General features: G+C 66.9%; 18 protein-coding genes. 6 read left to right on the top strand and 12 right to left on the bottom strand.

The annotated features are described in order from the left end of the window. Positions 1–4: 4 nt before the first annotated feature. The 3 genes from AC59JP_RS04265 to mqo are packed head-to-tail and all read right to left on the bottom strand — an operon-like array spanning position 5 to position 4,027. Positions 5–1,957 (bottom strand): VWA domain-containing protein, encoded by a 1,953-nt coding sequence (locus AC59JP_RS04265; RefSeq protein ID WP_497324369.1) that lies wholly within the window; start codon positions 1,955–1,957, stop codon positions 5–7. A gap of 27 nt (positions 1,958–1,984) precedes the next feature. Continuing rightward, positions 1,985–2,461, bottom strand: coding sequence for a GNAT family N-acetyltransferase (locus tag AC59JP_RS04260; RefSeq protein ID WP_497324368.1), 477 nt, complete (start codon positions 2,459–2,461; stop codon positions 1,985–1,987). A gap of 12 nt (positions 2,462–2,473) precedes the next feature. Then, entirely contained in the window at positions 2,474–4,027 is a 1,554-nt protein-coding gene (mqo, locus tag AC59JP_RS04255; RefSeq protein WP_497324367.1) for a malate dehydrogenase (quinone), read from the bottom strand. Between the two features lie 92 nt (positions 4,028–4,119). Between mqo and AC59JP_RS04250 the strand changes: the two genes are divergently transcribed. Then, entirely contained in the window at positions 4,120–5,157 is a 1,038-nt protein-coding gene (locus tag AC59JP_RS04250; RefSeq protein ID WP_497324366.1) for an alpha/beta hydrolase, read from the top strand. Continuing rightward, positions 5,154–6,521: a mycothione reductase gene (gene mtr / locus AC59JP_RS04245; protein WP_497324365.1), complete on the top strand. Its 1,368-nt coding sequence runs from the start codon at positions 5,154–5,156 to the stop codon at positions 6,519–6,521. Before AC59JP_RS04250 ends, mtr begins: the two co-directional genes overlap by 4 nt. Positions 6,522–6,534: 13 nt before the next feature. On the opposite strand, the gene AC59JP_RS04240 is transcribed toward mtr, so the two are convergent. Next, the gene (locus AC59JP_RS04240) at positions 6,535–7,050 is read right to left on the bottom strand and encodes an alpha/beta hydrolase (RefSeq protein WP_497324364.1); all 516 of its coding nucleotides are present in this window, start codon (positions 7,048–7,050) and stop codon (positions 6,535–6,537) included. Between the two features lie 112 nt (positions 7,051–7,162). On the opposite strand from AC59JP_RS04240, the gene AC59JP_RS04235 reads away from it, so the two are divergent. Genes AC59JP_RS04235 through AC59JP_RS04225 form a run of 3 tightly spaced genes read left to right on the top strand, consistent with a single transcriptional unit; the run spans position 7,163 to position 9,140 of the window. Continuing rightward, the gene (locus AC59JP_RS04235; RefSeq protein WP_497324363.1) at positions 7,163–7,522 is read left to right on the top strand and encodes a GntR family transcriptional regulator; all 360 of its coding nucleotides are present in this window, start codon (positions 7,163–7,165) and stop codon (positions 7,520–7,522) included. Further along, a complete protein-coding gene (locus AC59JP_RS04230) occupies positions 7,519–8,412 on the top strand; it encodes an ABC transporter ATP-binding protein (protein WP_497324362.1) in 894 nt (297 codons plus the stop codon). Before AC59JP_RS04235 ends, AC59JP_RS04230 begins: the two co-directional genes overlap by 4 nt. Next, positions 8,409–9,140, top strand: coding sequence for an ABC transporter permease (locus tag AC59JP_RS04225; RefSeq protein ID WP_497324361.1), 732 nt, complete (start codon positions 8,409–8,411; stop codon positions 9,138–9,140). Before AC59JP_RS04230 ends, AC59JP_RS04225 begins: the two co-directional genes overlap by 4 nt. Here AC59JP_RS04225 and AC59JP_RS04220 read toward each other — a convergent pair. The 7 genes from AC59JP_RS04220 to dxr all read right to left on the bottom strand — a co-directional run bounded on the left by AC59JP_RS04220 (position 9,096) and on the right by dxr (position 18,103). Next, a complete protein-coding gene (locus AC59JP_RS04220) occupies positions 9,096–10,631 on the bottom strand; it encodes a cobyric acid synthase (RefSeq protein ID WP_497324360.1) in 1,536 nt (511 codons plus the stop codon). The genes AC59JP_RS04225 and AC59JP_RS04220 overlap by 45 nt on opposite strands. Beyond that, positions 10,631–11,488 (bottom strand): type I methionyl aminopeptidase, encoded by an 858-nt coding sequence (gene map, locus AC59JP_RS04215; RefSeq protein ID WP_497324358.1) that lies wholly within the window; start codon positions 11,486–11,488, stop codon positions 10,631–10,633. The genes AC59JP_RS04220 and map overlap by 1 nt, the downstream gene beginning before the upstream one ends. Before the next feature lie 184 nt (positions 11,489–11,672). Then, the gene (locus AC59JP_RS04210; RefSeq protein WP_497324357.1) at positions 11,673–13,469 is read right to left on the bottom strand and encodes a penicillin-binding transpeptidase domain-containing protein; all 1,797 of its coding nucleotides are present in this window, start codon (positions 13,467–13,469) and stop codon (positions 11,673–11,675) included. 67 nt (positions 13,470–13,536) lie between these two features. After that, on the bottom strand, positions 13,537–14,373 hold the full coding sequence (locus tag AC59JP_RS04205; RefSeq protein WP_497324356.1) for a GNAT family N-acetyltransferase: 837 nt from the start codon (positions 14,371–14,373) through the stop codon (positions 13,537–13,539). A gap of 88 nt (positions 14,374–14,461) precedes the next feature. After that, positions 14,462–15,619 carry a flavodoxin-dependent (E)-4-hydroxy-3-methylbut-2-enyl-diphosphate synthase gene (ispG, locus tag AC59JP_RS04200; protein ID WP_497324355.1) on the bottom strand — a complete coding sequence of 386 codons (1,158 nt, stop codon included), beginning with the start codon at positions 15,617–15,619 and terminating at the stop codon, positions 14,462–14,464. Positions 15,620–15,719: 100 nt separating this feature from the next. Continuing rightward, positions 15,720–16,940, bottom strand: coding sequence for a M50 family metallopeptidase (locus AC59JP_RS04195; RefSeq protein WP_497324354.1), 1,221 nt, complete (start codon positions 16,938–16,940; stop codon positions 15,720–15,722). Then, positions 16,937–18,103, bottom strand: coding sequence for a 1-deoxy-D-xylulose-5-phosphate reductoisomerase (dxr, locus tag AC59JP_RS04190; protein ID WP_497324353.1), 1,167 nt, complete (start codon positions 18,101–18,103; stop codon positions 16,937–16,939). The genes AC59JP_RS04195 and dxr overlap by 4 nt, the downstream gene beginning before the upstream one ends. A gap of 86 nt (positions 18,104–18,189) precedes the next feature. On the opposite strand from dxr, the gene AC59JP_RS04185 reads away from it, so the two are divergent. Next, a complete protein-coding gene (locus AC59JP_RS04185) occupies positions 18,190–18,696 on the top strand; it encodes a DUF1990 domain-containing protein (RefSeq protein WP_497324352.1) in 507 nt (168 codons plus the stop codon). On the opposite strand, the gene puuE is transcribed toward AC59JP_RS04185, so the two are convergent. Beyond that, positions 18,686–19,621, bottom strand: a complete 936-nt coding sequence (gene puuE, locus AC59JP_RS04180; protein WP_497324868.1) for an allantoinase PuuE — start codon at positions 19,619–19,621, stop codon at positions 18,686–18,688. The genes AC59JP_RS04185 and puuE overlap by 11 nt on opposite strands. Between the last annotated feature and the right edge of the window lie 38 nt (positions 19,622–19,659).

The following is a 19,659-nucleotide window of genomic DNA, read 5'->3' as shown; positions in this document are numbered from 1 at the left end:
CCGCTCATGCGGCGGCCCGCACGACGCCGGCCACCTGCGACGAGGACAGTTCGGGAAGCGACACGTACGCGCCGCGCAGGGCGGTGGCCATGTCCTTGGCGAGTCCGAGGCGAATCATGCCGTTCTCGCAGTCGACCACCACGGACGCCACCGATTCGGCGACCAGACGCGACGCCGCGATCTTCGCCCGTCCGACGGGATCGGTTCCGCCCGTTGCCCGCCCGTCGGTCAGCACCACCACCAGGGCGCGGCGTTGCGGGTCTCGCGCACGCTCGCGGAGCACCAGTTCCCTTGTGCGCAGGAACCCCTGCGCAAGCGGTGTGCGACCCCCGGTCTTCAGATCGCCGAGTCTGCGCACCGCGACGTCGATCGACGACGTCGGAGGAAGGACCACCTCGGCATCGGCGCCACGCATCGTGACCACGGCCACCTTGTCGCGCCGCTGATACGCGTCGCGCAGCAGTGAGAGAACGGCTCCGGTTACCGCGGACAGTCGATCCCGAGCCGCCATCGAGCCGGATGCGTCGACGAGGAACACCACCAGGTTGCCCTCGCGGCCCTCACGGACGACACCGCGCAGGTCGCGGCCGTCGATCCGAACACGTGATCCGCCCCGCTCCACGTGCTTCTCGGCGGCGGCGAGCAGGGTGCCGATCAGATGAATGCTGTTGCCGCCGAACGTGGTCGAGCGCACGACACGACCCGACGCACCACGCGAACGTGACCGGCGTCCCGGTGCGCCGTCACCGACGCCCGGTATCTGAAGCAGTCTGGCGCCGAACTCGCGGCCGGGTGTCGCGGAGGTGTTGCTCGGCGCTGTGTTGCTGGGCGCTGTACTACTCGGGGACGAGTCCGGGGAGTCGGAGGATGCCTGCGGCTCGTCGGGCTCGTTCGGAGGCGTCTGGCCACCGTCCGGATCGTCGTCGGGATCGGGTTCGTGGTCGGACCCGGAATCGGATTCGGGCGGATCTGCTTGCGCCGCGGCCTCGTCCATCTTCCGGTCGAGTTCGCCGTCGTCGAGCCCTGGAGCGTCGAAGGGATCTCGCCGTCGCCGGTGCGGCAACGCCAGTTCGGCGGCCACGCGCACGTCCTCCTCGGTGACCGTGTCGGCTCCCCGGAGCGCCGCGTGGGCGGCGGCGGTACGCGCGACGACGAGGTCACCGCGCATGCCGTCGACATCGAAGGCCGCGCAGAGCGCGGCGATGCGGCGCAACTCGGTCTCGGGGAGGACGACGTCGTCCAATCGCTCGCGCGCGGCGGCGATTCCGGCCGCCACGTCGGCGTCGTCCGCCGCGTACCGCGCCGCGAAGGCGGCCGAGTCGCGTTCGTAGGCGAGGCGACGACGGACCACTTCCATGCGGACGTCGACGTCGCGGGACGCCGTCACGTCGACCGCCAGCCCGAACCGGTCGAGCAACTGCGGACGCAGTTCGCCCTCCTCGGGATTCATCGTGCCGACGAGCACGAAACGCGCTGGGTGCGAATGCGATACACCGTCACGCTCGACGTGGACACGCCCCATGGCCGCGGCGTCGAGCAGGAGGTCGACGAGGTGATCGTGCAGCAGGTTCACCTCGTCGACGTAGAGAACTCCGCGGTGCGCCGCAGCCAGCAGTCCGGGCTGGAATGCTCGCTCGCCGTCGCGCAGGATCTTCTCTAGGTCGATGGAACCGACGACGCGGTCTTCGGTCGCACCCACCGGCAACTCGACCAATCGGGCGGGGCGCGAACCGTTCTCGTCGTTCACCGGCGGCAACAGAGTCGCGAGGGCACGCACCACGGTCGACTTGGCGGTGCCCTTCTCGCCGCGGACCAGAACCCCGCCGATCCCGGTGTGCACGGCACACAGCACAAGCGCGAGACGGAGCTTGTCCTGTCCCACGACGGCGCTGAACGGATAGCCGGCGGGGTGCTCTACCTCCGAATTGTGCAGGGACGTACTGGCAGTGGAAGACATCGGGTCAACAGTAGTCGAACCGCGAGGTCACCCGTTCTGCGCGGGCGTTCCCCCACCGCGGCGCATCGGCGTATGCGGAATGCCGTCCTCGAGCACTTCTTGGCCGTCGGGCTCGAAGCCGTGCTTGCGGTACATCTCGACCAGGTAGCTCTGGGCGTTGATGCGGCACGGGGCCGACCCGACCTCGGCCAACGCAGCCCGCAGGATTCGGACCGTGTGGCCCTGACCGCGCGCCGAGCGCTGCGTGCAGAGCCGACCGATACGGAACGACTTCTCGCCGTCGTCGTGTTCTTCCAGCAACCGCAGGGTGCAGACCATTTCGCCGTCACGCTCGAGCCAGAAATGGCGGGTGTCGGAGAGCAGGTCCTTACCGTCGAGCTCCGGGTATGCGCATGCTTGCTCGACGACGAACACTTCGACTCTGAGCTTGAGAAGGTCGTACAGAGTCTGGTTCGACAGATCGAGTGCCCATGATCGTTTGAGAGTTGCTGTCGCTGTCGTCATCTCGTGTTGCTATCACACAGCCGCGGGCTGCGCGAACCGATCGCCCGCAGGAGTGGCGGTATCGAGTCGAAGAGCACTCGATGTGCGTGCCCAGATCTCCTCGAACAGGCTGGGGTTCTCGGCGAGCTTGGTGCCCAGCGACGGGACCATGTCGCGCAGCTTCGGCTCCCACGACGCGTAGCGGTCGGCGAAGCACTTCTTCATGACGTCGAGCATCGCGGGCACCGCGGTGGAGGCACCGGGCGATGCGCCGAGGAGACCGGCAATCGTGCCGTCGCCCGCGTTGATCACGGCCGTGCCGAACTCGAGCTTGCCGCCCTTGCCTGTCGGCCGGATGACCTGAACGCGCTGACCGGCGGTCACGAACTCGAAGTCCTCGGCCTTGGCCGTCGGCATGAACTCGCTCAGCGTCTCGATCCGGTCCCCTTCGGACTGGGCCAGCTCGGTGACCAGGTACTTGACGAGCGACAGCTCGGTCACTCCGACGTTGAGCATCGGGAGCAGGTTGCCGGGCTTCACCGACGAGAAGAGGTCGGTGGTCTTGCCCGCCTTGAGGAACTTCGGCGACCAGCCGGCGTACGGTCCGAACAGCAAGCCGGGCTTTCCGTCGATTACTCGGGTGTCGAGGTGCGGAACCGACATCGGGGGTGCACCGACCGACGCCTTGCCGTACACCTTGGCCGAGTGCATCTTGATGAGTTCGGGGTTGGTGCAGCGCAACCATTCGCCGCTGACCGGGAAGCCGCCGAAGCCCTTGGCTTCCTTGATGCCGGACTTCTGCAGCAGATGCAGGGCGCCGCCGCCCGCCCCCACGAAGACGAACTTGGCGTTGACCTTGCGGACCTCACCGGTACGACGGTTCTCGACCTTGAGGGTCCACGTTCCGTTGGACTCCTTGGAGATGTCGCGGACGTCGTGGCCGAAGTGGATGGTTCCGCCGGACGCCGCGCCGTAGTTCAGGAGCTGCTTGGTCAGCGCGCCGAAGTCGACGTCGGTGCCGCCGTCGCTCCAGTTGAGGGCAACGGGCTCGGAGAAGTCGCGGCCGGCCGCCATCAGGGGCAGGCGACGGCTGAACTCGTCCTCGTCGTCGATGTACTCCATGTCCGGGAACAGCGGGTTGCCCGCGAGTGCGTCGTAGCGAGCGCGGAGGTACTTCACGTTCTCGGCGCCGTGCACGAAGCTCACGTGCGGAATCGGGTTGATGAAGTTCTTCGGGTCGGACAGCACGCCGTGCTCGAGGGCGTACGTCCAGAACTGACGCGACACCTGGAACTGCTCGTTGACGTTCAGCGCTTTGCTGATGTCGACTGAGCCGTCCTTGTTTTGAGGCGTGTAGTTCAGCTCGCACAGGGCCGAGTGGCCGGTGCCCGCGTTGTTCCAGGGATCGCTGCTCTCGGCCGCTGCGGCGTCGAGGCGCTCGAAGGTGGTGATGGACCAGTTGGGCTCCACTTGACGAAGCAGCGTGCCCAGCGTCGCGCTCATGATCCCTGCCCCGACCAGGACGACATCGGTCGTGGTGGGTGCGGATTGCTTCGAAAGCTCGTGTTCGGCCACTGGAGTCGACATCCTTACGTCCCTGGGTGCCCACGTTGGCACCTCGTTCGTTTACCCGATTGTGCCCCTCCGAACCGGCGAGTAACGCGCATTACGCTGTGAGGGTGACTACATGGGCGCCCGACGTACTCGGCGACGGATACGAGCAACTGACCATTCCCCTCGGACCGGACCCCGACGGCGAAGGAGACGTGGAGGCGACCCTGGTTCGGTATCGCCCCGCCGCAGCCCCGTCGACGGGCGCAGCCGTCATCTACGTGCACGGATACACCGACTACTTCTTCCAGACCCACCTCGCCGAGCACTGGGCTGCGCGCGGGTATCGGTTCTACGCGCTGGACCTGCGTAAATGCGGCCGCTCGTTGCGCGACGGTCAGACACCGCACTTCACGACAGACCTGGATCAATACGACGCCGAACTGAGCCGCGCACTCGAGCTGGTGCGAGAGGAGACCGGCGGCGCCGACGTGCTGTTCATGGCGCACTCGACCGGCGGCCTCATCGTCCCGCTGTGGCTGGACCGGCTGAACGCCGCGGCCGGCGGCACGTCCGCGACGGGCATCCGCGGCCTCGTCCTCAACAGCCCGTGGTTCGACCTGCAGGGCCCACCCGCCATCCGCAGTGTCGGCACGTCCTTCATCGACGTCATCGGCAAGGCTCGTCCCACCGCCACGGTTCCCGGCAGCAAACTGGACACCTACGGGGTCAGCATCGCGGCGGGTTCCAAGGGCGAGTGGACATACGACCTGAAGTGGAAACCGCTGGCCGGCTTCCCCATCAAGTTCGGATGGATTCGCGCGGTTCGCCGCGGGCACGCCGCTCTGCACCGCGGGCTCGACATCGGCGTGCCGTCGCTCGTCCTGCGGTCCAAGGTCACTCGCTTCTCCAAGAAGTACATTCCGGAGGTCGACGCGGCCGACACCGTTCTCGACGTCCGCCAGATCGCTCGCTGGGCCGGATGCCTGGGCGACCGAAGCACCATCGTCCCCGTCGAGGGCGCCCGTCACGACGTGTTCTTGTCGACGAAGGAGCCCTTGAAACAGGCCTTCGCCGAACTCGACTCCTGGCTCGACTGGTTCGAGTCCTCCTCCACCGCCGCGAAGTCCGGCGGCGAACACGCAGAGATCAGGGCGGACGCATGACCGACAAGCATTACGACATCGCCATCATCGGATCCGGGTCCGGCAACACGATCGTCGACGAGCGCTTCGCCGACAAGACCGTGGCGATCTTCGAAGAGAGCACGTTCGGCGGCACCTGCATCAACGTCGGATGCATTCCGACCAAGATGTTCGTCTACGCGTCCGAGGTCGCGGAGACGATCCGGGAGTCGTCTCGGTACGGCGTCGATGCGCACATCGACGGCGTTCGCTGGACCGACATCGTGGACCGCGTCTTCGGGCGGATCGACCCGATCGCGGTGGGCGGCGAGAAGTACCGCCGGGAGGGGTCGCCCAACGTGACCCTCTACTCGGGCCACGCCCGGTTCGTCGGTCCGCGGCGCATCGACACGGGAACCGGTGAGATCGTGACCGCGGATCGAGTGGTGATCGCCGCCGGTTCTCGCCCGATGATTCCCGATGTGATCGCCGAGAGCGGCGTGAAATACCACACCAACGACGACATCATGCGGCTCCCCGAGCTGCCCGAACGCCTGATCATCGTCGGAAGTGGTTACATCGCAGCCGAATTCGCGCACATCTTCTCCGCGCTCGGATCACGCGTGACCATCCTCGCCCGCAAGGACGCACTCCTGCGCGGCCTCGACGCCGAGGTCTCGAAGCACTTCACCGAACTGGCCCAGAAGAAGTGGGACGTCCGCCTCCACGTGGAAACCGTCGGCGCGCGGATCGAGGGCGAGAAAACGGTGCTGTCACTCTCCGACGGGTCCGAGGTGCACGGCGACGCCGTCCTGGTGGCGGCGGGTCGGTTGCCCAACGGCGACGCGATTAATCTCGAGGCAGCCGGTGTCGACATGCACGACGACGGCCGCGTGAAGGTCGACGACAATCAGCGCACCACCGCCGACGGCGTCTTCGCGCTCGGTGACGTGTCCTCGCCCTACCAGCTCAAGCACGTCGCCAACGCGGAAGCTCGTGTGGTGCAATACAATCTGCTGAACCCCGACGCATTACGCGCGATCGATCACCGCTTCGTTCCGTCCGCCGTGTTCAGCGATCCGCAGATCGCCATGGTGGGTATGACGGAGGACGAAGCCCGCGAGTCCGGTGCGGACATCACGGTCAAGGTGCAGAACTACTCCGACGTGGCGTACGGATGGGCGATGGAGGACCACGAAGGGTTCTGCAAGATCATCGCCGAGCGCGGCACCGGCCGGTTGCTCGGAGCCCACATCATCGGCGCGCAGGCGTCGAGCGTGATTCAGCCGCTGATCCAGGCCATGAGCTTCGGGCAGACCGCTCTCGAGGTGGCGCACGGGCAGTACTGGATTCACCCCGCGCTTCCCGAGGTGGTCGAGAACGCCCTGCTGGGCCTCGATATCTAGCTCGACGCGAGCCTCACCACGCGCTCGTCCGCATCACGATCTCCGTCGCCACGGCGGGCGCAGCGTCCACGGGGGCGCACGCACAGGGATCGAGGGTGACGATGCGGAAGTCGCCGAACACCTTGCGTCCGCTCGTGTCCGCCTCGGGCTGTTTCGCTGGATCCGATACGACCACGGTCGTGCGGACCTCGACGGGCGGGCAATCGGCACCGGGATGACCGCGGTCGATCGCGACGAGACTGACGAACCGGCCGAAGGTGCGGGCCGCGAGTGACCACGCGACGTCTGCGCCTTCTCGGTGACCGACGAGATTGACCCAGGGGATCTTCAACTCGTCGAGGGTCGCGAGCACGCGTGCGTCCGTCAGCCCGTCGACGGAGTCGATCGTGACGGTGCGCAGGTCCGAGTTGTGTAGTCGCTGAGCGACGGCATCCCACACGGTGTCCGGGTCGCCTGCACCCGGAATCAGCAACACCACGTCGCCGGAATCGGGGCCACCCACACGTACCGACACGGTCTCGGAGGTCATGGCGCGAAAGTTTATGCCACGTCGATATTGTGTCGGCGACTCTTCGGTTATATGGTTAGTTACATGAGTGATGAACCACGTAACCAACTAGCCAAGAAGGCTGGTGAGGTGCATGGATGACGACCGGCCCCTGTTCCTGCAGATCGCCGAGATGCTCGAGAACCAGATCATCGACGGAACGCTCGCCGAAGAATCTCGTGTTCCGTCGACCAACGAACTGGCCGCGTTCCACCGCATCAACCCCGCCACCGCCGGCAAGGGACTGAACCAACTCGTCGCCGACGGAATCGTCTACAAGAAGCGCGGCATCGGAATGTTCGTGACCACCGGATCACGAGATGCGTTGCGCTACCGCCGAAGTGAGCGCTTCTCCGAGCAGTACATCCGGCCCCTGATCGCGGAAGCCGAGAAGCTCGGCATCACCACCGAAGAGCTCAAGAAACTCATCGACGCCTGGGAGGACGAACAATGACCGACACCCGAACAGTTGCCTCGGTACGAGGTGTACACAAACGATTCGGTGACGTGACGGCGCTCGACGACGTCGGCTTCGACATCGAGGAGAACCGCATCTACGGACTGCTCGGCCGCAACGGAGCCGGCAAGACCACCGTCATGCAGATCCTCACCGGACAGTCCTGGGCGGACACCGGGACGGTCGAGGTGTTCGGGCACGCCCCGTACGAGAACCCCGAGACACTCCGCAACATCTGCTTCATCAAGGAGAGCCAGCGCTACCCGGACGACTTTCGGGTCAAGCACGTTCTGACGGCGGCGTCAGGGCTGCTCCCCCAGTGGGACAACGCTTTTGCCGAGCGGTTGCTCGACGACTTCGACCTCCCGACCTCCCGCAAGGTGAAGAAACTCTCCCGCGGTATGACGTCCGCACTCGGCGTGATCATCGGATTGGCATCCCGTGCACCCCTCACGTTCTTCGACGAGCCGTACCTGGGGCTCGACGCAGCCGCGAGACAGATGTTCTACGACCGCCTGCTCGAGGACTACGCCGAGAATCCGCGCACCGTCATCCTGTCGACCCACCTCATCGACGAGGTGAGCGACCTCATCGAACACGTCGTTCTCATCGATCGCGGAACCGTCGTCCTCGATGACGACACCGACAATCTGCGCGGCCGCACCGTCAGCGTCTCGGGCCCGGCGGCGCGCGTCGACGAGTTCACCGCCGGTCACGGCGTCATACATCGACGCAAGCTGGGATCGCTCGCCCGCGCGACGATCACCGGCGCCATCAGCGAACTCGAACGCTCTCGGGCGCGTTCGCTCGGACTCGAACTCGAACCGGTGTCGCTTCAGCAGCTGGTCGTCGACAGCACCACGAACAGGAAGGAGACGGTCGCATGACCGCCACACTCTCTCCCGCACGTCCCTCACCGGCGCCGCGCATCCTCCGGGTGGCCCGCATGCACACCGTCGCGTGGCCGCTGGCGATCGGCGCACCTGCCGCAATTCTGTTCATCGCCTTCGCAATCGGGTGGATTCTCTTCCTCGCCATCCCCAATCCAGACGGCAAGACACAGTTCACCGGTGGGGTCACGTCGGTGTTCTTCTTCGGCATCGGCTTCTACGTCCAAGCCATGACGCAGACGTTTCCGTTCGCACTCGGCCTCAGCGTCACCCGACGCGAGTTCTTCACCGCGACCGCGCTGACCGGGCTCGTCCAATCCGTGGTCTTCGGAACGATCGTCTACCTGTTGTCCCTGGTGGAGACGGCCACCTCCGGATGGGGGGTGCACATGAGAATGTTCGGCATCTTCGACTACCTCACGAGCTCGCCACCGACTCGGCTTCTGACACTGATCGCCCTGTTCTTCCTCGTCTCGTGCCTGGGCCTGCTGATCGGGACGATCTACCTCCGGTGGAAGCTCCTCGGACTGATGACGATGGGCGCCGCCGCCATCGTGGTGATCGGCGGAACCCTGATCTTCATCGCCTGGCGACAGGCGTGGCTCACCGTCGGCGACGCCATCGCCGACACACCGCGCTTCGTGAGCATGGTTCTGATCCCGGTGGTCGTGGGCATCGCTTCACTGCTCGGCGGCTGGGCCGCTCTGCGACGGACGTCCCCCTAACCTGGTTTCCACCACGGGCCGCCGGCTCTGCCGGTCGCCTGTCAGTGCCAGGACAGCTTCCACGTCGACGTGGGTCTCGACCAGATCGGCCAGCAGATCGAGCTGTGCACGCCGCACCGCGGACACGTCGGTGTCCGTCGCCACCACGAACTCCGCACGGCCCGAGAGCTTTCCGACCTCGGTCAAGAACATCCGCCGGAAGTCGTCGCTCTCGAACAATCCGTGCCAGTGAGTTCCGAACACAGCGCCGCGCCGGCTACCCTCGTCGTCGAGCAGAAAGTCGTCCCCGCTTCGGCTCACGCGCCCATGATGAATCTCGTACCCGGACACCGCGGTTCCCCACCCCGTGCCGGTGACGCGCTGCAGAGTCTTGACCGGATCGAAGGTGATGTCGAGGTCGAGCACCCCCAGACCCGCCACCTCCCCTGCCCCGGATTCGACCTCGTCGACGATCACCCGGCCGAGCACCTGATAGCCCCCGCAGATACCCAGAACCGGTCGACCCGCGCGGGCACGTTCGATCAGCGCGTCCGCAATTCCGTTGCGCCGCATCCACTGCAGATCCGACACCGTGGCCTTGGACCCGGGGACGACCACGAGGTCGGCGTCGACCAGTCGCGAAGGCTCCGTGGACCAGACCACGCTCACACCGGGCTCGCACGCCAGAGCCTCCACGTCGGTGGAGTTGGACACCCTCGGCAGCCGGACGGCGGCAACACGCAGCCACTGCTCCCCCACCGGCGGCGCCTGACGCCCCACCGGTGCGTCGGCGACCGTGGACAGCGAGTCCTCGGCGTCGAGCCACAGTTCGTCGCTGTACGGGACCACGCCGTAGGTCGGCCGACCGGTCAGGCGGTGCAACTGGTCCAAGCCCGGTGCCAGCAGAGCTGGGTCACCGCGGAACTTGTTCACCACGAAGCCCGCGATCAGTTCCTGATCCTCCGGCTCCAGAACAGCCAGAGTTCCGAAGAAATGAGCCAGCACACCGCCGCGATCGATGTCGCCGACCACGATCACCGGAATGTCGGCGGCACGCGCGAGCCCCATGTTCGCGAGATCCGTTGCTCGGAGGTTTATCTCGGCGGGCGAGCCGGCGCCCTCGCAGATCACGACGTCGAATTCCGCACGGAGCGAACGTAAATCGTCTGCGACCACCTCTCGCAGGTGGGTCCGGTGAGACATGTAGTCGGCTGCGCCGACGTGACCGGTGGCCTTCCCCCGCACGACGAGTTGGGACGTCCGGTCACCACCCGGCTTGAGCAACACCGGATTGAATCGCACGCTGGGCTCGAGGCCACACGCGAGCGCCTGCATGGCCTGAGCGCGGCCGATCTCGCCGCCGTCGAGCGTGACGACGGAGTTGTTGGACATGTTCTGCGCCTTGAACGGCGCGACGGACACCCCTCGCCGGGCCAGCAGACGGCACAGCCCAGCGGCCAACACACTCTTGCCGGCATCGGACGTCGTGCCGGCGACCAGAAGTGCGCCCATCAGGGCAGGGTCAGAATTTCCGCGCCCGTGTCGGTGACCAGGAGGGTGTGCTCGAACTGCGCCGTCCACGACCGGTCGCGCGTGAGCACGGTCCACCCGTCGTCCCACATGTCCCACTCGATGCCGCCGAGGTTGATCATGGGTTCGATGGTGAACGTCATCCCCGGCTCGATGACGGTGTCGACGTCGGGCTGGTCGTAGTGCAGCACGACGAGTCCGTTGTGGAACGTGGTTCCGATGCCGTGTCCGGTGAAGTCCTGCACGACGCCGTATCCGAAACGGTGTGCGTAGGACTCGATCACCCGGCCGATCACGTTGAGCGCGCGACCCGGCTTGACCGCCTTGATGGCACGCATCGTCGCCTCGTGGGTGCGCTCGACGAGCAGCCGCGCGTCCTCCGCCACGTCACCGGCGAGGAAGGTGGCGTTGGTGTCGCCGTGCACTCCGTCGATGTACGCGGTGACGTCGATGTTGACGATGTCCCCGTCCTGGATCACCGTCGAATCGGGGATGCCGTGGCAGATGACCTCGTTCAGCGACGTGCAGCAGGACTTGGGAAATCCCTTGTAGCCGAGCGTCGACGGGTACGCGCCGTGATCGATCATGTACTCGTGCGCGATCCGGTCCAGGGCGTCGGTGGTGACCCCGGGGGCCACCGCCTTCCCCGCCTCCTGCAGCGCTCGGGCGGCGATGGTGGAGGCGAGACGCATCTTCTCGATCGTCTCGGGAGTCTGCACCCAGGGCTCGTGGCCCTCGTTCGCGGTCGGCTTCCAGGCGTATTCGGGAGCCTCGATGGATTTCGGTACGGGCAGAACGGGCGACACGGTGCCGGGGGCGAGAGCGGTGCGGACGGACATGGGACCAGTTTAGGTGGCGGGCAGGCCGGAGGCCGGTCGGGTTTGGATGGCGGGCAGGCCGGAGGCCGGTCGGGTTTGGATGGCGGGCAGGCCGGAGGCCGGTCGGGTTTGGATGGCGGGTAGGCCGGAGGCCGGTCGGGTTTGGATGGCGGGCAGGCCGGAGGTCGGTCGGGTTTCTGTTTGCTCAGTAACCCTCGGGGAGTGCGGTCATCATGTCTCGAGTGACCGCGACTGCGTTGTCGGAGCTTCCTCCCCGCACCACCAGTGTCGCGAACGCGAGGTCGCCGCGGTATCCGACGAACCACGCGTGTGATCCGCCCTCGACCTCGGCCTCACCCGTCTTGCCGTAGACCTCGCCCTGATCGGCGATGCGGAGCGCGGTTCCGCTCGTCACCACCGTGCGCATCATCCCGCGCAGACCGTCGACCATCGCCGGGTCGATGCTCGGATGGTCGCCGTCGATCGTGGTGTCGTCACCCATGATCAGGTGGGGCACCGGAGTGGACCCATGGGCGATCGTGGCTGCGGCCAGCGCCATGCCGAACGTCGACACCAACACCTTGCCCTGCCCGAATCCGTCCTCGGTGCGCTGAACCAGATCCGACGCCGGCGGAACCGATCCGGACTCGGTGGGCAGACCCACCACGCCGTAGTCGGGTCCGATACCGAACTTGGACGCGGACACCGTCAGCGCGTCGGCGGGCATCTCGCTGGCGAGCTTGGCGAAGGAGGTGTTGCAGGACCGCGCGAACGCGGTCTCCATCGACACCGTGCCCAGAGCGAACTCGTTGTAGTTCGGGATGCTGCGCTCCCCGATCTCGATTCGTCCGGGGCAGGGAACCGGGGTGTTCGGCGTTGCGAGGCCCGTCGCGATGGCGGCGCCCGCGGTCACGATCTTGAAGGTCGATCCGGGCGGATACAGGCCCATCGAGGCCACCGGCCCGTCGCGGTCCGCGGCCTTGTTCTGCGCGACCGCCAGGACCGCACCGGTGGACGGCTGAATGACGACCATCATCGCCTGGTCGGTGGGCACCGCGTTCACCGCGTTCTGTGCTGCCACCTGCACCGGCCGATCGAGGCTCACCGAGAACGACGGAACGGGTTGCGGCGCAGTCTCGGTCAGCACCCCGATGTCGCTGCCGTTGGAGTTGACCGCGACGACGGACCACCCTGCCTTGCCGTCGACGTCGTCGGAGACCGCCTTCTTGACCTGCGAAATGAGGTCGGGAGCGAACGTGCGATCGGTGGCCACCAGATCGGCCTGTTCCGAGACGGTGACACCGGACATCGTCGCGAGCTGCGCGGCGACGCTGTCGTAGTCGTCGTCCCGCAGCGAAATCACCGAGTACGGGCCGGCTGCCGCAGTGGAGGATTCCACGATGGACTGCGCCGTGATCGTGGGATCGAACGGTGCGATCGTGCGCTGCAGGAAGGTTGCGGTAGCGACCACGTCGGCGGACGCCGAGGCGTCGAAGAGAACCTGATGCACCTCACCGGGAACGAGGACGTCCGAGCCCGCGTGTTCGTTGACGCGTGCGCGGGGGGCGGCCGTCGACCGGAGCACCATGGTCTGTGTGTCGCCCAACTGCGGGTGGACGTCCGTCGCGGTCCACCGCACCACCCACTGGCCGTCGCGTCGGCCCATGTTCAACCGGCCGTCGTAGGTCCACACGCGGTCCTTCGGAAGCTGCCACGTGTAGGTGTAATCGACGGTCGCGGTGTCTCCGCTCACGGCGACGGCACCCGTGGTGGCCGTCATGGACTCGGCCTGCAGCCCGTTCCACGCTGCGTCGAGCGCGGCCGACGCGGTATCCACTCGATCCGTGTGCTCGGCCGCGCCCGCCGTGTCGCGCGCAGCGAACGACGAGACGAACGACTCCGCGGCCGACTCGGGTCCGAGAGGCTTCGGTGTGCAGGCAACCAGACCGACCGACACGAGCAGAGCGGAGGCAAGTGCGGTACCGCGGTGGAGGAGAGACATCACTCGACATCGTAAGTCGCGGAAGCGAGCTCACCCCGTCACGAATCGCCGGTGTCGGGAGAGCGGATCAGTCCAGGAGAACGGTCGTGAAGGTAGCGACCTGGCGGAAGCCGACGCGTGCGTAGGCACCGCGCGCAGCGGTGTTGAAGCTGTTCACGTAGAGGCTCGCGGTGCGTCCGCCCGCCACGATGGACGCCGCGACGGTCGCGGTTCCGGCCGAGCCGACGCCGTGGCCGCGGAAGAGCGGATGCACCCACACACCCTGTATCTGACCGACCGTCGACGACATCGACCCGACTTCGGCCTTGTAGACGACCTGGCCCTCTTCGAATCTCGCCCACGCGCGGCCGGCCGCGATGAGACCGGCGATCCGGCGGCGGTATCCCCTGCCGCCGTCACCGGCGCGCGGATCGACGCCGACCTCCTCGATGAACATGGCGATGGCGGCGGTGAGGTAGATGTCGAGTTCGTCCATCGTCACCAGCCGGACGCCGCGATCCGGCGGCGCGGACGGCGCGCAGTCCAGCGCAAGCAACGGCTGCTCGGCGCGCACCTCGCGGGGCGGACCCCAGTCCCCCTCGAGCATCTCCCACAGCGGCAGGGTCAACTCGGCTCGACCGACGAGCGACGAACACAGTCGTGGACCGCGGCTCGCACGGTCGGCGAAGGACCGCAGATCGTCGGTATCACCGCGGAGGGGAACAAGATTAGCGCCGGAATAACACAACGACATCGACGGTCCACCGCGACTCCACATTTCACCGTGGATCTGCCGCGGCTGGACACCCGACTCCTCGACACGCGCAGCAACCATGCACGACGCGACGGGGTCCGCGTTCAGGACGCGGAGGACTTCGCTGGTGTCACGCACACCCAACGGCTTGGCACCGAGAAGCTTGAGCACCCGTCGTCACCTCTCTTGCGCACAGATTCCGTTGCGCGCCACGCCGCCGATACAGAATGCCATGAATGGCGTGCCGATCGGTGACGAATCAGCTCACCGACACGACAGGCGATCCGGACTCGGCGTCACCCTCGTACTGTTCGGCGATCCGCATGGCCTCTTCGATGAGCGTTTCGACGATCTGCGCCTCGGGCACGGTCTTGATGACCTCGCCCTTGACGAAGATCTGGCCCTTACCGTTGCCCGACGCAACACCGAGGTCCGCTTCGCGAGCCTCGCCGGGTCCGTTGACGACGCAGCCCATCACGGCGACGCGCAGCGGAATTTCCATACCTTCCAGACCAGCGCTCACCTCGTCGGCGAGGGAGTAGACGTCCACCTGCGCACGACCACACGACGGGCAGGACACGATCTCGAGCTTGCGAGGGCGAAGGTTCAGCGACTGCAGAATCTGGTTGCCCACCTTGATTTCCTCGACGGGCGGCGCCGACAGGGACACGCGGATGGTGTCGCCGATGCCCTCGGAGAGCAGCGCGCCGAACGCCACCGCGGACTTGATGGTGCCCTGGAACGCCGGGCCTGCCTCAGTGACGCCGAGGTGAAGCGGGTAGTCGCACTTCGCGGCCAGCTGGCGGTACGCCTCGACCATGACCACAGGGTCGTTGTGCTTCACCGAGATCTTGATGTCACCGAAACCGTGCTCTTCGAACAGGCTCGCCTCCCAGAGCGCGGACTCCACCAGCGCCTCGGGCGTCGCCTTGCCGTACTTCTTCATCAGCCGCGGATCGAGCGACCCGGCGTTGACACCGATGCGAATCGGAATGCCGGCCGCACCCGCCGCCTTCGCGACCTCGCCGACGCGACCGTCGAACTCCTTGATGTTGCCGGGGTTCACGCGAACGGCGGCGCAACCGGCGTCGATCGCGGCGAAGATGTAGCGCGGCTGGAAGTGAATGTCCGCGATCACGGGGATCTGCGACTTCTTCGCGATCACGGAGAGCGCGTCGGCGTCCTCCTGCCGGGGGCACGCGACGCGCACGATGTCGCATCCGGATGCGGTCAGCTCGGCGATCTGCTGGAGGGTGGCGTTGATGTCGTGGGTCTTCGTCGTCGTCATCGACTGCACGGAGACGGGCGAGTCGCTACCCACCCCGACGGTGCCGACCTTCAGCTGGCGCGTGACGCGCCGAGGAGCAAGTGTGGGGGCGGGTCCAGATGGCATGCCCAAGCCGACCGATGTGGTCACGGAATCCCTTCTTTCGTGATTCGTTCGACTTCCACTCTAGACGCGCCGGTGACCGCTGAACGGTGACGTGAGTGCGAACACTGAGCTACCGAACTTCGCGCTACTGGAAGAGCTGGATCGGGTTGACGATGTCGGCCGTCAGCGTGAGCAACATGAATGCGCCGCCGGCGATGATCACCACGTACGTCGCGGGCATCAACTTCATGTAGTCGACGGGCCGTCCCGCGGGCAGTCCCTTGCGGAAGCGCAGCTTGTTACGGATGCCCTCGTAGATCGTCACCGCGATGTGCCCGCCGTCCAGCGGCAGCAGCGGAAGCAGGTTGAACGCTCCGAGGAAGAAGTTCAGTGTCGCCAGCAGGCCCACGAACACTTCCCACAGTCCCCGCTCGGCGGCCTGCCCGCCGATGACGGAGGCACCGACCACGCTGATGGGGGTGTTGACGTCGCGCTCGCCGCCGGTGACGGCGGTCCAGAGAGCGCCGACCTTGGCGGGCAACTGGACGATGGCGTGCGCGGTCTGAACGAAGATGTAGCCGGTGTAGCTGAGCGATCCGGGGATGGCCGTCAGCACGTTGTACTGCACGTTCGGCGGTCCGACGGTCGCGATGCTCATACCGACCGCACCGACCGTGGTGGACGTGAGCTCACCCGACGCTGATTTCACGTAGCGCTGCACCTGCTGCAGCTCGACCGGCAGCGTCAGCGGTCGGTCGTCGCGCAGGACGCCCAGTTCAACGGTGCCCGTGAGCGGCTGCAGCGCGGACACCACGTCGTCGCTGGTCGGGGTGGGTGTGCCATTGACCGAGGTGATCACGTCGCCCTGCTGCAGTCCGGCCTGTTGCGCCGGGCCGGGGCCGCTGCACGCGGACAACGCTCCGTCCTCCGCCTGAGTGGGCGCCGCACAGCTGAGGCCGCCGACCTGCGCGGTGGGAGCGGTTTCCCGGTCCGGGAGCCCCCAGCCGAGGGCCAGCGCGAACACGAGGGCGAACCCGAGCACGAAGTTCATGGCGATGCCGCCGAACATGACGACCAGGCGCTTCCAGGTCTTCTGCCGGAACATGGCCCGGTCGACCTCGTCGGGAGCGAGCTCGTCGACCGCGGTCATTCCGGCGATGTCGCAGAATCCGCCGGCGGGAATGGCCTTGAAGCCGTACTCCGTCTCGCCCCGGCGCCACGAGAAGATCTTGGGCCCGAAGCCGATGTAGTACCGGCGCACCTTCATGCCGAGCTTCTGCGCGGTCCACATGTGACCGGCTTCGTGCAGAGCCACGGAGAAGCCGATACCGAGAGCGAAGAGGACCACTCCGAGAACGAACATCACGAGAGCGACACTCCTTCACGCTTGTCGACGAACGTGGCCGCGGCCGACCGTGCCCACGCGTCGGCCTCGAGAACGTCGCCCACGGTAGTCGGTTCCGCCGACCACAGGGCGGCACCGGTCTCCACGATGTCCGACACGGTGTCGACGATGGCGGGGAACGACACCCGTCCATCCAGGAACGCTTGTGCCGCAACCTCGTTGGCTGCGTTGTAGACGGCGGTCATGCACCCGCCCAGCTCGCCGGCGCGGCGCGCCAGCGCCACCGCCGGGAACACAGCGTCGTCGAGCGGCTCGAAGTCCCACCGAGCGGCCGACGTGAAGTCGCACGCAACCGTTGCGTCGGGCACTCGGTCGGGCCACCCCAGCGCCAGGGCGATCGGCAACTTCATGTCCGGCGGACTCGCCTGCGCCAGCGTCGACCCGTCGACAAAAGTGACCATCGAGTGGACGATCGATTGCGGATGCACCGTGACGTCGATGCGGTCGTAGGGAATGCCGAACAGCAGGTGGGCTTCGATCACCTCGAGTCCCTTGTTCACCAGGGTGGCGGAGTTGAGGGTGTTCATCGGGCCCATGGACCACGTCGGGTGTTTGCCGGCCTGCTCCGGCGTGACGGTCTCGAGTCCCTCGCGATCCCAGTTCCGGAACGGTCCGCCGGAGGCGGTCACCACGAGGCGGGCCACCTCGTCCGCCCGCCCGCCGCGCAGGCACTGGGCGAGTGCGGAGTGTTCGGAGTCGACGGGAACGATCTGCCCGGGTGCCGCGGCCTTGGTCACCAGAGATCCTCCGGCAACCAGCGACTCCTTGTTCGCCAGCGCCAGCCGAGCACCGGATTCGAGTGCGGCGAGGGTGGGTTCGAGACCGAGCGATCCCACGAGGCCGTTCAGCACGACGTCGGCTTCGACGTTTCGCACCAGTTCGGTGGCAGCGTCGGGTCCGGTTCGCGGGGTGATGCCGCCCAGCTGCGTTCCGGCTCGGGCGACGGCCACCTCGGTGACCCCGGTCTCGGCGATCTGCTGGTTCAGCAGATCCAGGTTGGCGCCGCCGGCAGCGAGACCGACCACCTCGAAGCGGTCCGGCCTCGCGGCGATCACCTCGAGCGCCTGGGTACCGATCGAGCCCGTACTTCCGAGGATGAGCACCCGGATCCGCTGCTGTTGCACCGCACCATTGTGGCCGACGATTCTGAGCGAACGCTGGGGGTCGGTCGAACCGAACGCTTCCGGACCGACGTGTGAGGATCGGGCACATGGATCTGAGCGCCTACGCCGACCGCCCGCTGACCTACGACGAGGTAGGTGCCACCGACGGCGAGATGCCGTCGGGATATCACCACGTCGATGTCGAACGACCGATCGGGCACGGCCGTGCGGCGTTCGATCTGGCGGCACGCCGCATCATGGAGTTCGACATGCACCGCGGGGCGGGTCTGCGTGTGCGGGCAACGACCATCCGCGCCGAGGAAGGGGCGATCGTCGTGCTCGGACTGGGCCCGGTCTCGATTCCGTGCCGCGTGGTGCGCGTGATCGACGAACCGACCCGGCGCGGTTTCGTCTACGGAACGCTGCCGGGGCACCCGGAGAGCGGCGAGGAGTCCTTCGTCGCCGAGTTCGATCCGGCGACGAACGTGGTGACCGCGCACATCCGCGCGTTCTCCCGGCCCGGCAACAAGCTCGTCGCCCTGGGCGGTCCGGCCAACCGCGCGATGCAGAAAGTGATGACGGGCCGCTACATCGGCGCGCTCGCTAGGCCGTAGTAGCGCCCTGCGCGTGGTGGGCGTGAGTAGCGCCCGGCGCGTGGTGGGCGTGCCAGTGTCGCGCGATGTCGACACGGCGGGTGATCCACACGTCGTCGTGACTCTGGACGTGGTCGAGGAATCGTTCGAGCGCCACGATCCGGGCGGGTCGGCCCACGATGCGGCAGTGCAACCCGACCGAGAGCATCTTCGGCGCGCCGTCGACGCCTTCGGCGTAGAGCGCGTCGAACGCATCGCGAAGGTGCGCGAAGAACTGCTCGCCGGACGGGAAACCGCCGGGCGACGCGAAGCGCATGTCGTTGGTGTCGAGTGTGTACGGAACCACGAGGTGATCGACGGTGGTGGATCCCGACGCCACCTTCTCCCAGTACGGGAGGTCGTCGGCGTAGGAGTCGGAGTCGTACAGGAAGCCGCCGTGCTCCACGACCAGTGACCGGGTGTTCGGCGAGTCGCGGCCGGTGTACCACCCGAGCGGCGCGGCTCCGGTCAGGTCCGTGAGGATCGAGACCGCATCGGCCATGTGTTCGCGCTCGACGTGCTCGTCGATCAGCTGGTACGACAGCCAGCGCAGCCCGTGGCATGCGATCTCGTGCCCGAGCTCGCCGAACGCGGCGACGGCCTCCGGGTTGCGCTCCATGGCTTTGGCCACGGCGAACACCGTGAGCGGGAGGTCACGCTTTTCGAACGTGCGCAGCACCCGCCACAGCCCGGCGCGCGATCCGTACTCGTAGAGCGACTCCATGCTCATGTGCCGGTTCGGAAAGGCTTGCGCGCCCACCATTTCGGACAGGAACGTCTCCGACTTGGTGTCGCCGTCGAGCACGTTGTTCTCCGCGCCCTCCTCGTAGTTGAGGACGAACTGCACCGCGATCTTGGCGGCGCCCGGCCACTTCGGATCGGGGGCGCGGCGGCCGTAGCCGACCATGTCGCGCGGATAACCGTCGAGGGGGTGCGGCTGACGCG

It is taken from the genome of Rhodococcus sp. 320_ES, from assembly GCF_059691855.1.
This window is presented reverse-complemented; position numbering and strand designations above follow the sequence as displayed.

Excerpts from the sequence above, each read along its gene's own strand:
- AC59JP_RS04265 (WP_497324369.1), bottom strand. The coding sequence starts at position 1,957 with ATGTCTTCCACTGCCAGTACGTCCCTGCACAATTCGGAGGTAGAGCAC.
- AC59JP_RS04260 (WP_497324368.1), bottom strand. The coding sequence starts at position 2,461 with ATGACGACAGCGACAGCAACTCTCAAACGATCATGGGCACTCGATCTG.
- mqo (WP_497324367.1), bottom strand. The coding sequence starts at position 4,027 with ATGTCGACTCCAGTGGCCGAACACGAGCTTTCGAAGCAATCCGCACCC.
- mtr (WP_497324365.1), top strand. The coding sequence starts at position 5,154 with ATGACCGACAAGCATTACGACATCGCCATCATCGGATCCGGGTCCGGC.
- AC59JP_RS04240 (WP_497324364.1), bottom strand. The coding sequence starts at position 7,050 with ATGACCTCCGAGACCGTGTCGGTACGTGTGGGTGGCCCCGATTCCGGC.
- AC59JP_RS04235 (WP_497324363.1), top strand. The coding sequence starts at position 7,163 with ATGGATGACGACCGGCCCCTGTTCCTGCAGATCGCCGAGATGCTCGAG.
- AC59JP_RS04230 (WP_497324362.1), top strand. The coding sequence starts at position 7,519 with ATGACCGACACCCGAACAGTTGCCTCGGTACGAGGTGTACACAAACGA.
- AC59JP_RS04225 (WP_497324361.1), top strand. The coding sequence starts at position 8,409 with ATGACCGCCACACTCTCTCCCGCACGTCCCTCACCGGCGCCGCGCATC.
- AC59JP_RS04220 (WP_497324360.1), bottom strand. The coding sequence starts at position 10,631 with ATGGGCGCACTTCTGGTCGCCGGCACGACGTCCGATGCCGGCAAGAGT.
- map (WP_497324358.1), bottom strand. The coding sequence starts at position 11,488 with ATGTCCGTCCGCACCGCTCTCGCCCCCGGCACCGTGTCGCCCGTTCTG.
- AC59JP_RS04210 (WP_497324357.1), bottom strand. The coding sequence starts at position 13,469 with ATGTCTCTCCTCCACCGCGGTACCGCACTTGCCTCCGCTCTGCTCGTG.
- AC59JP_RS04185 (WP_497324352.1), top strand. The coding sequence starts at position 18,190 with ATGGATCTGAGCGCCTACGCCGACCGCCCGCTGACCTACGACGAGGTA.
- puuE (WP_497324868.1), bottom strand. The coding sequence starts at position 19,621 with ATGGTCGGCTACGGCCGCCGCGCCCCCGATCCGAAGTGGCCGGGCGCC.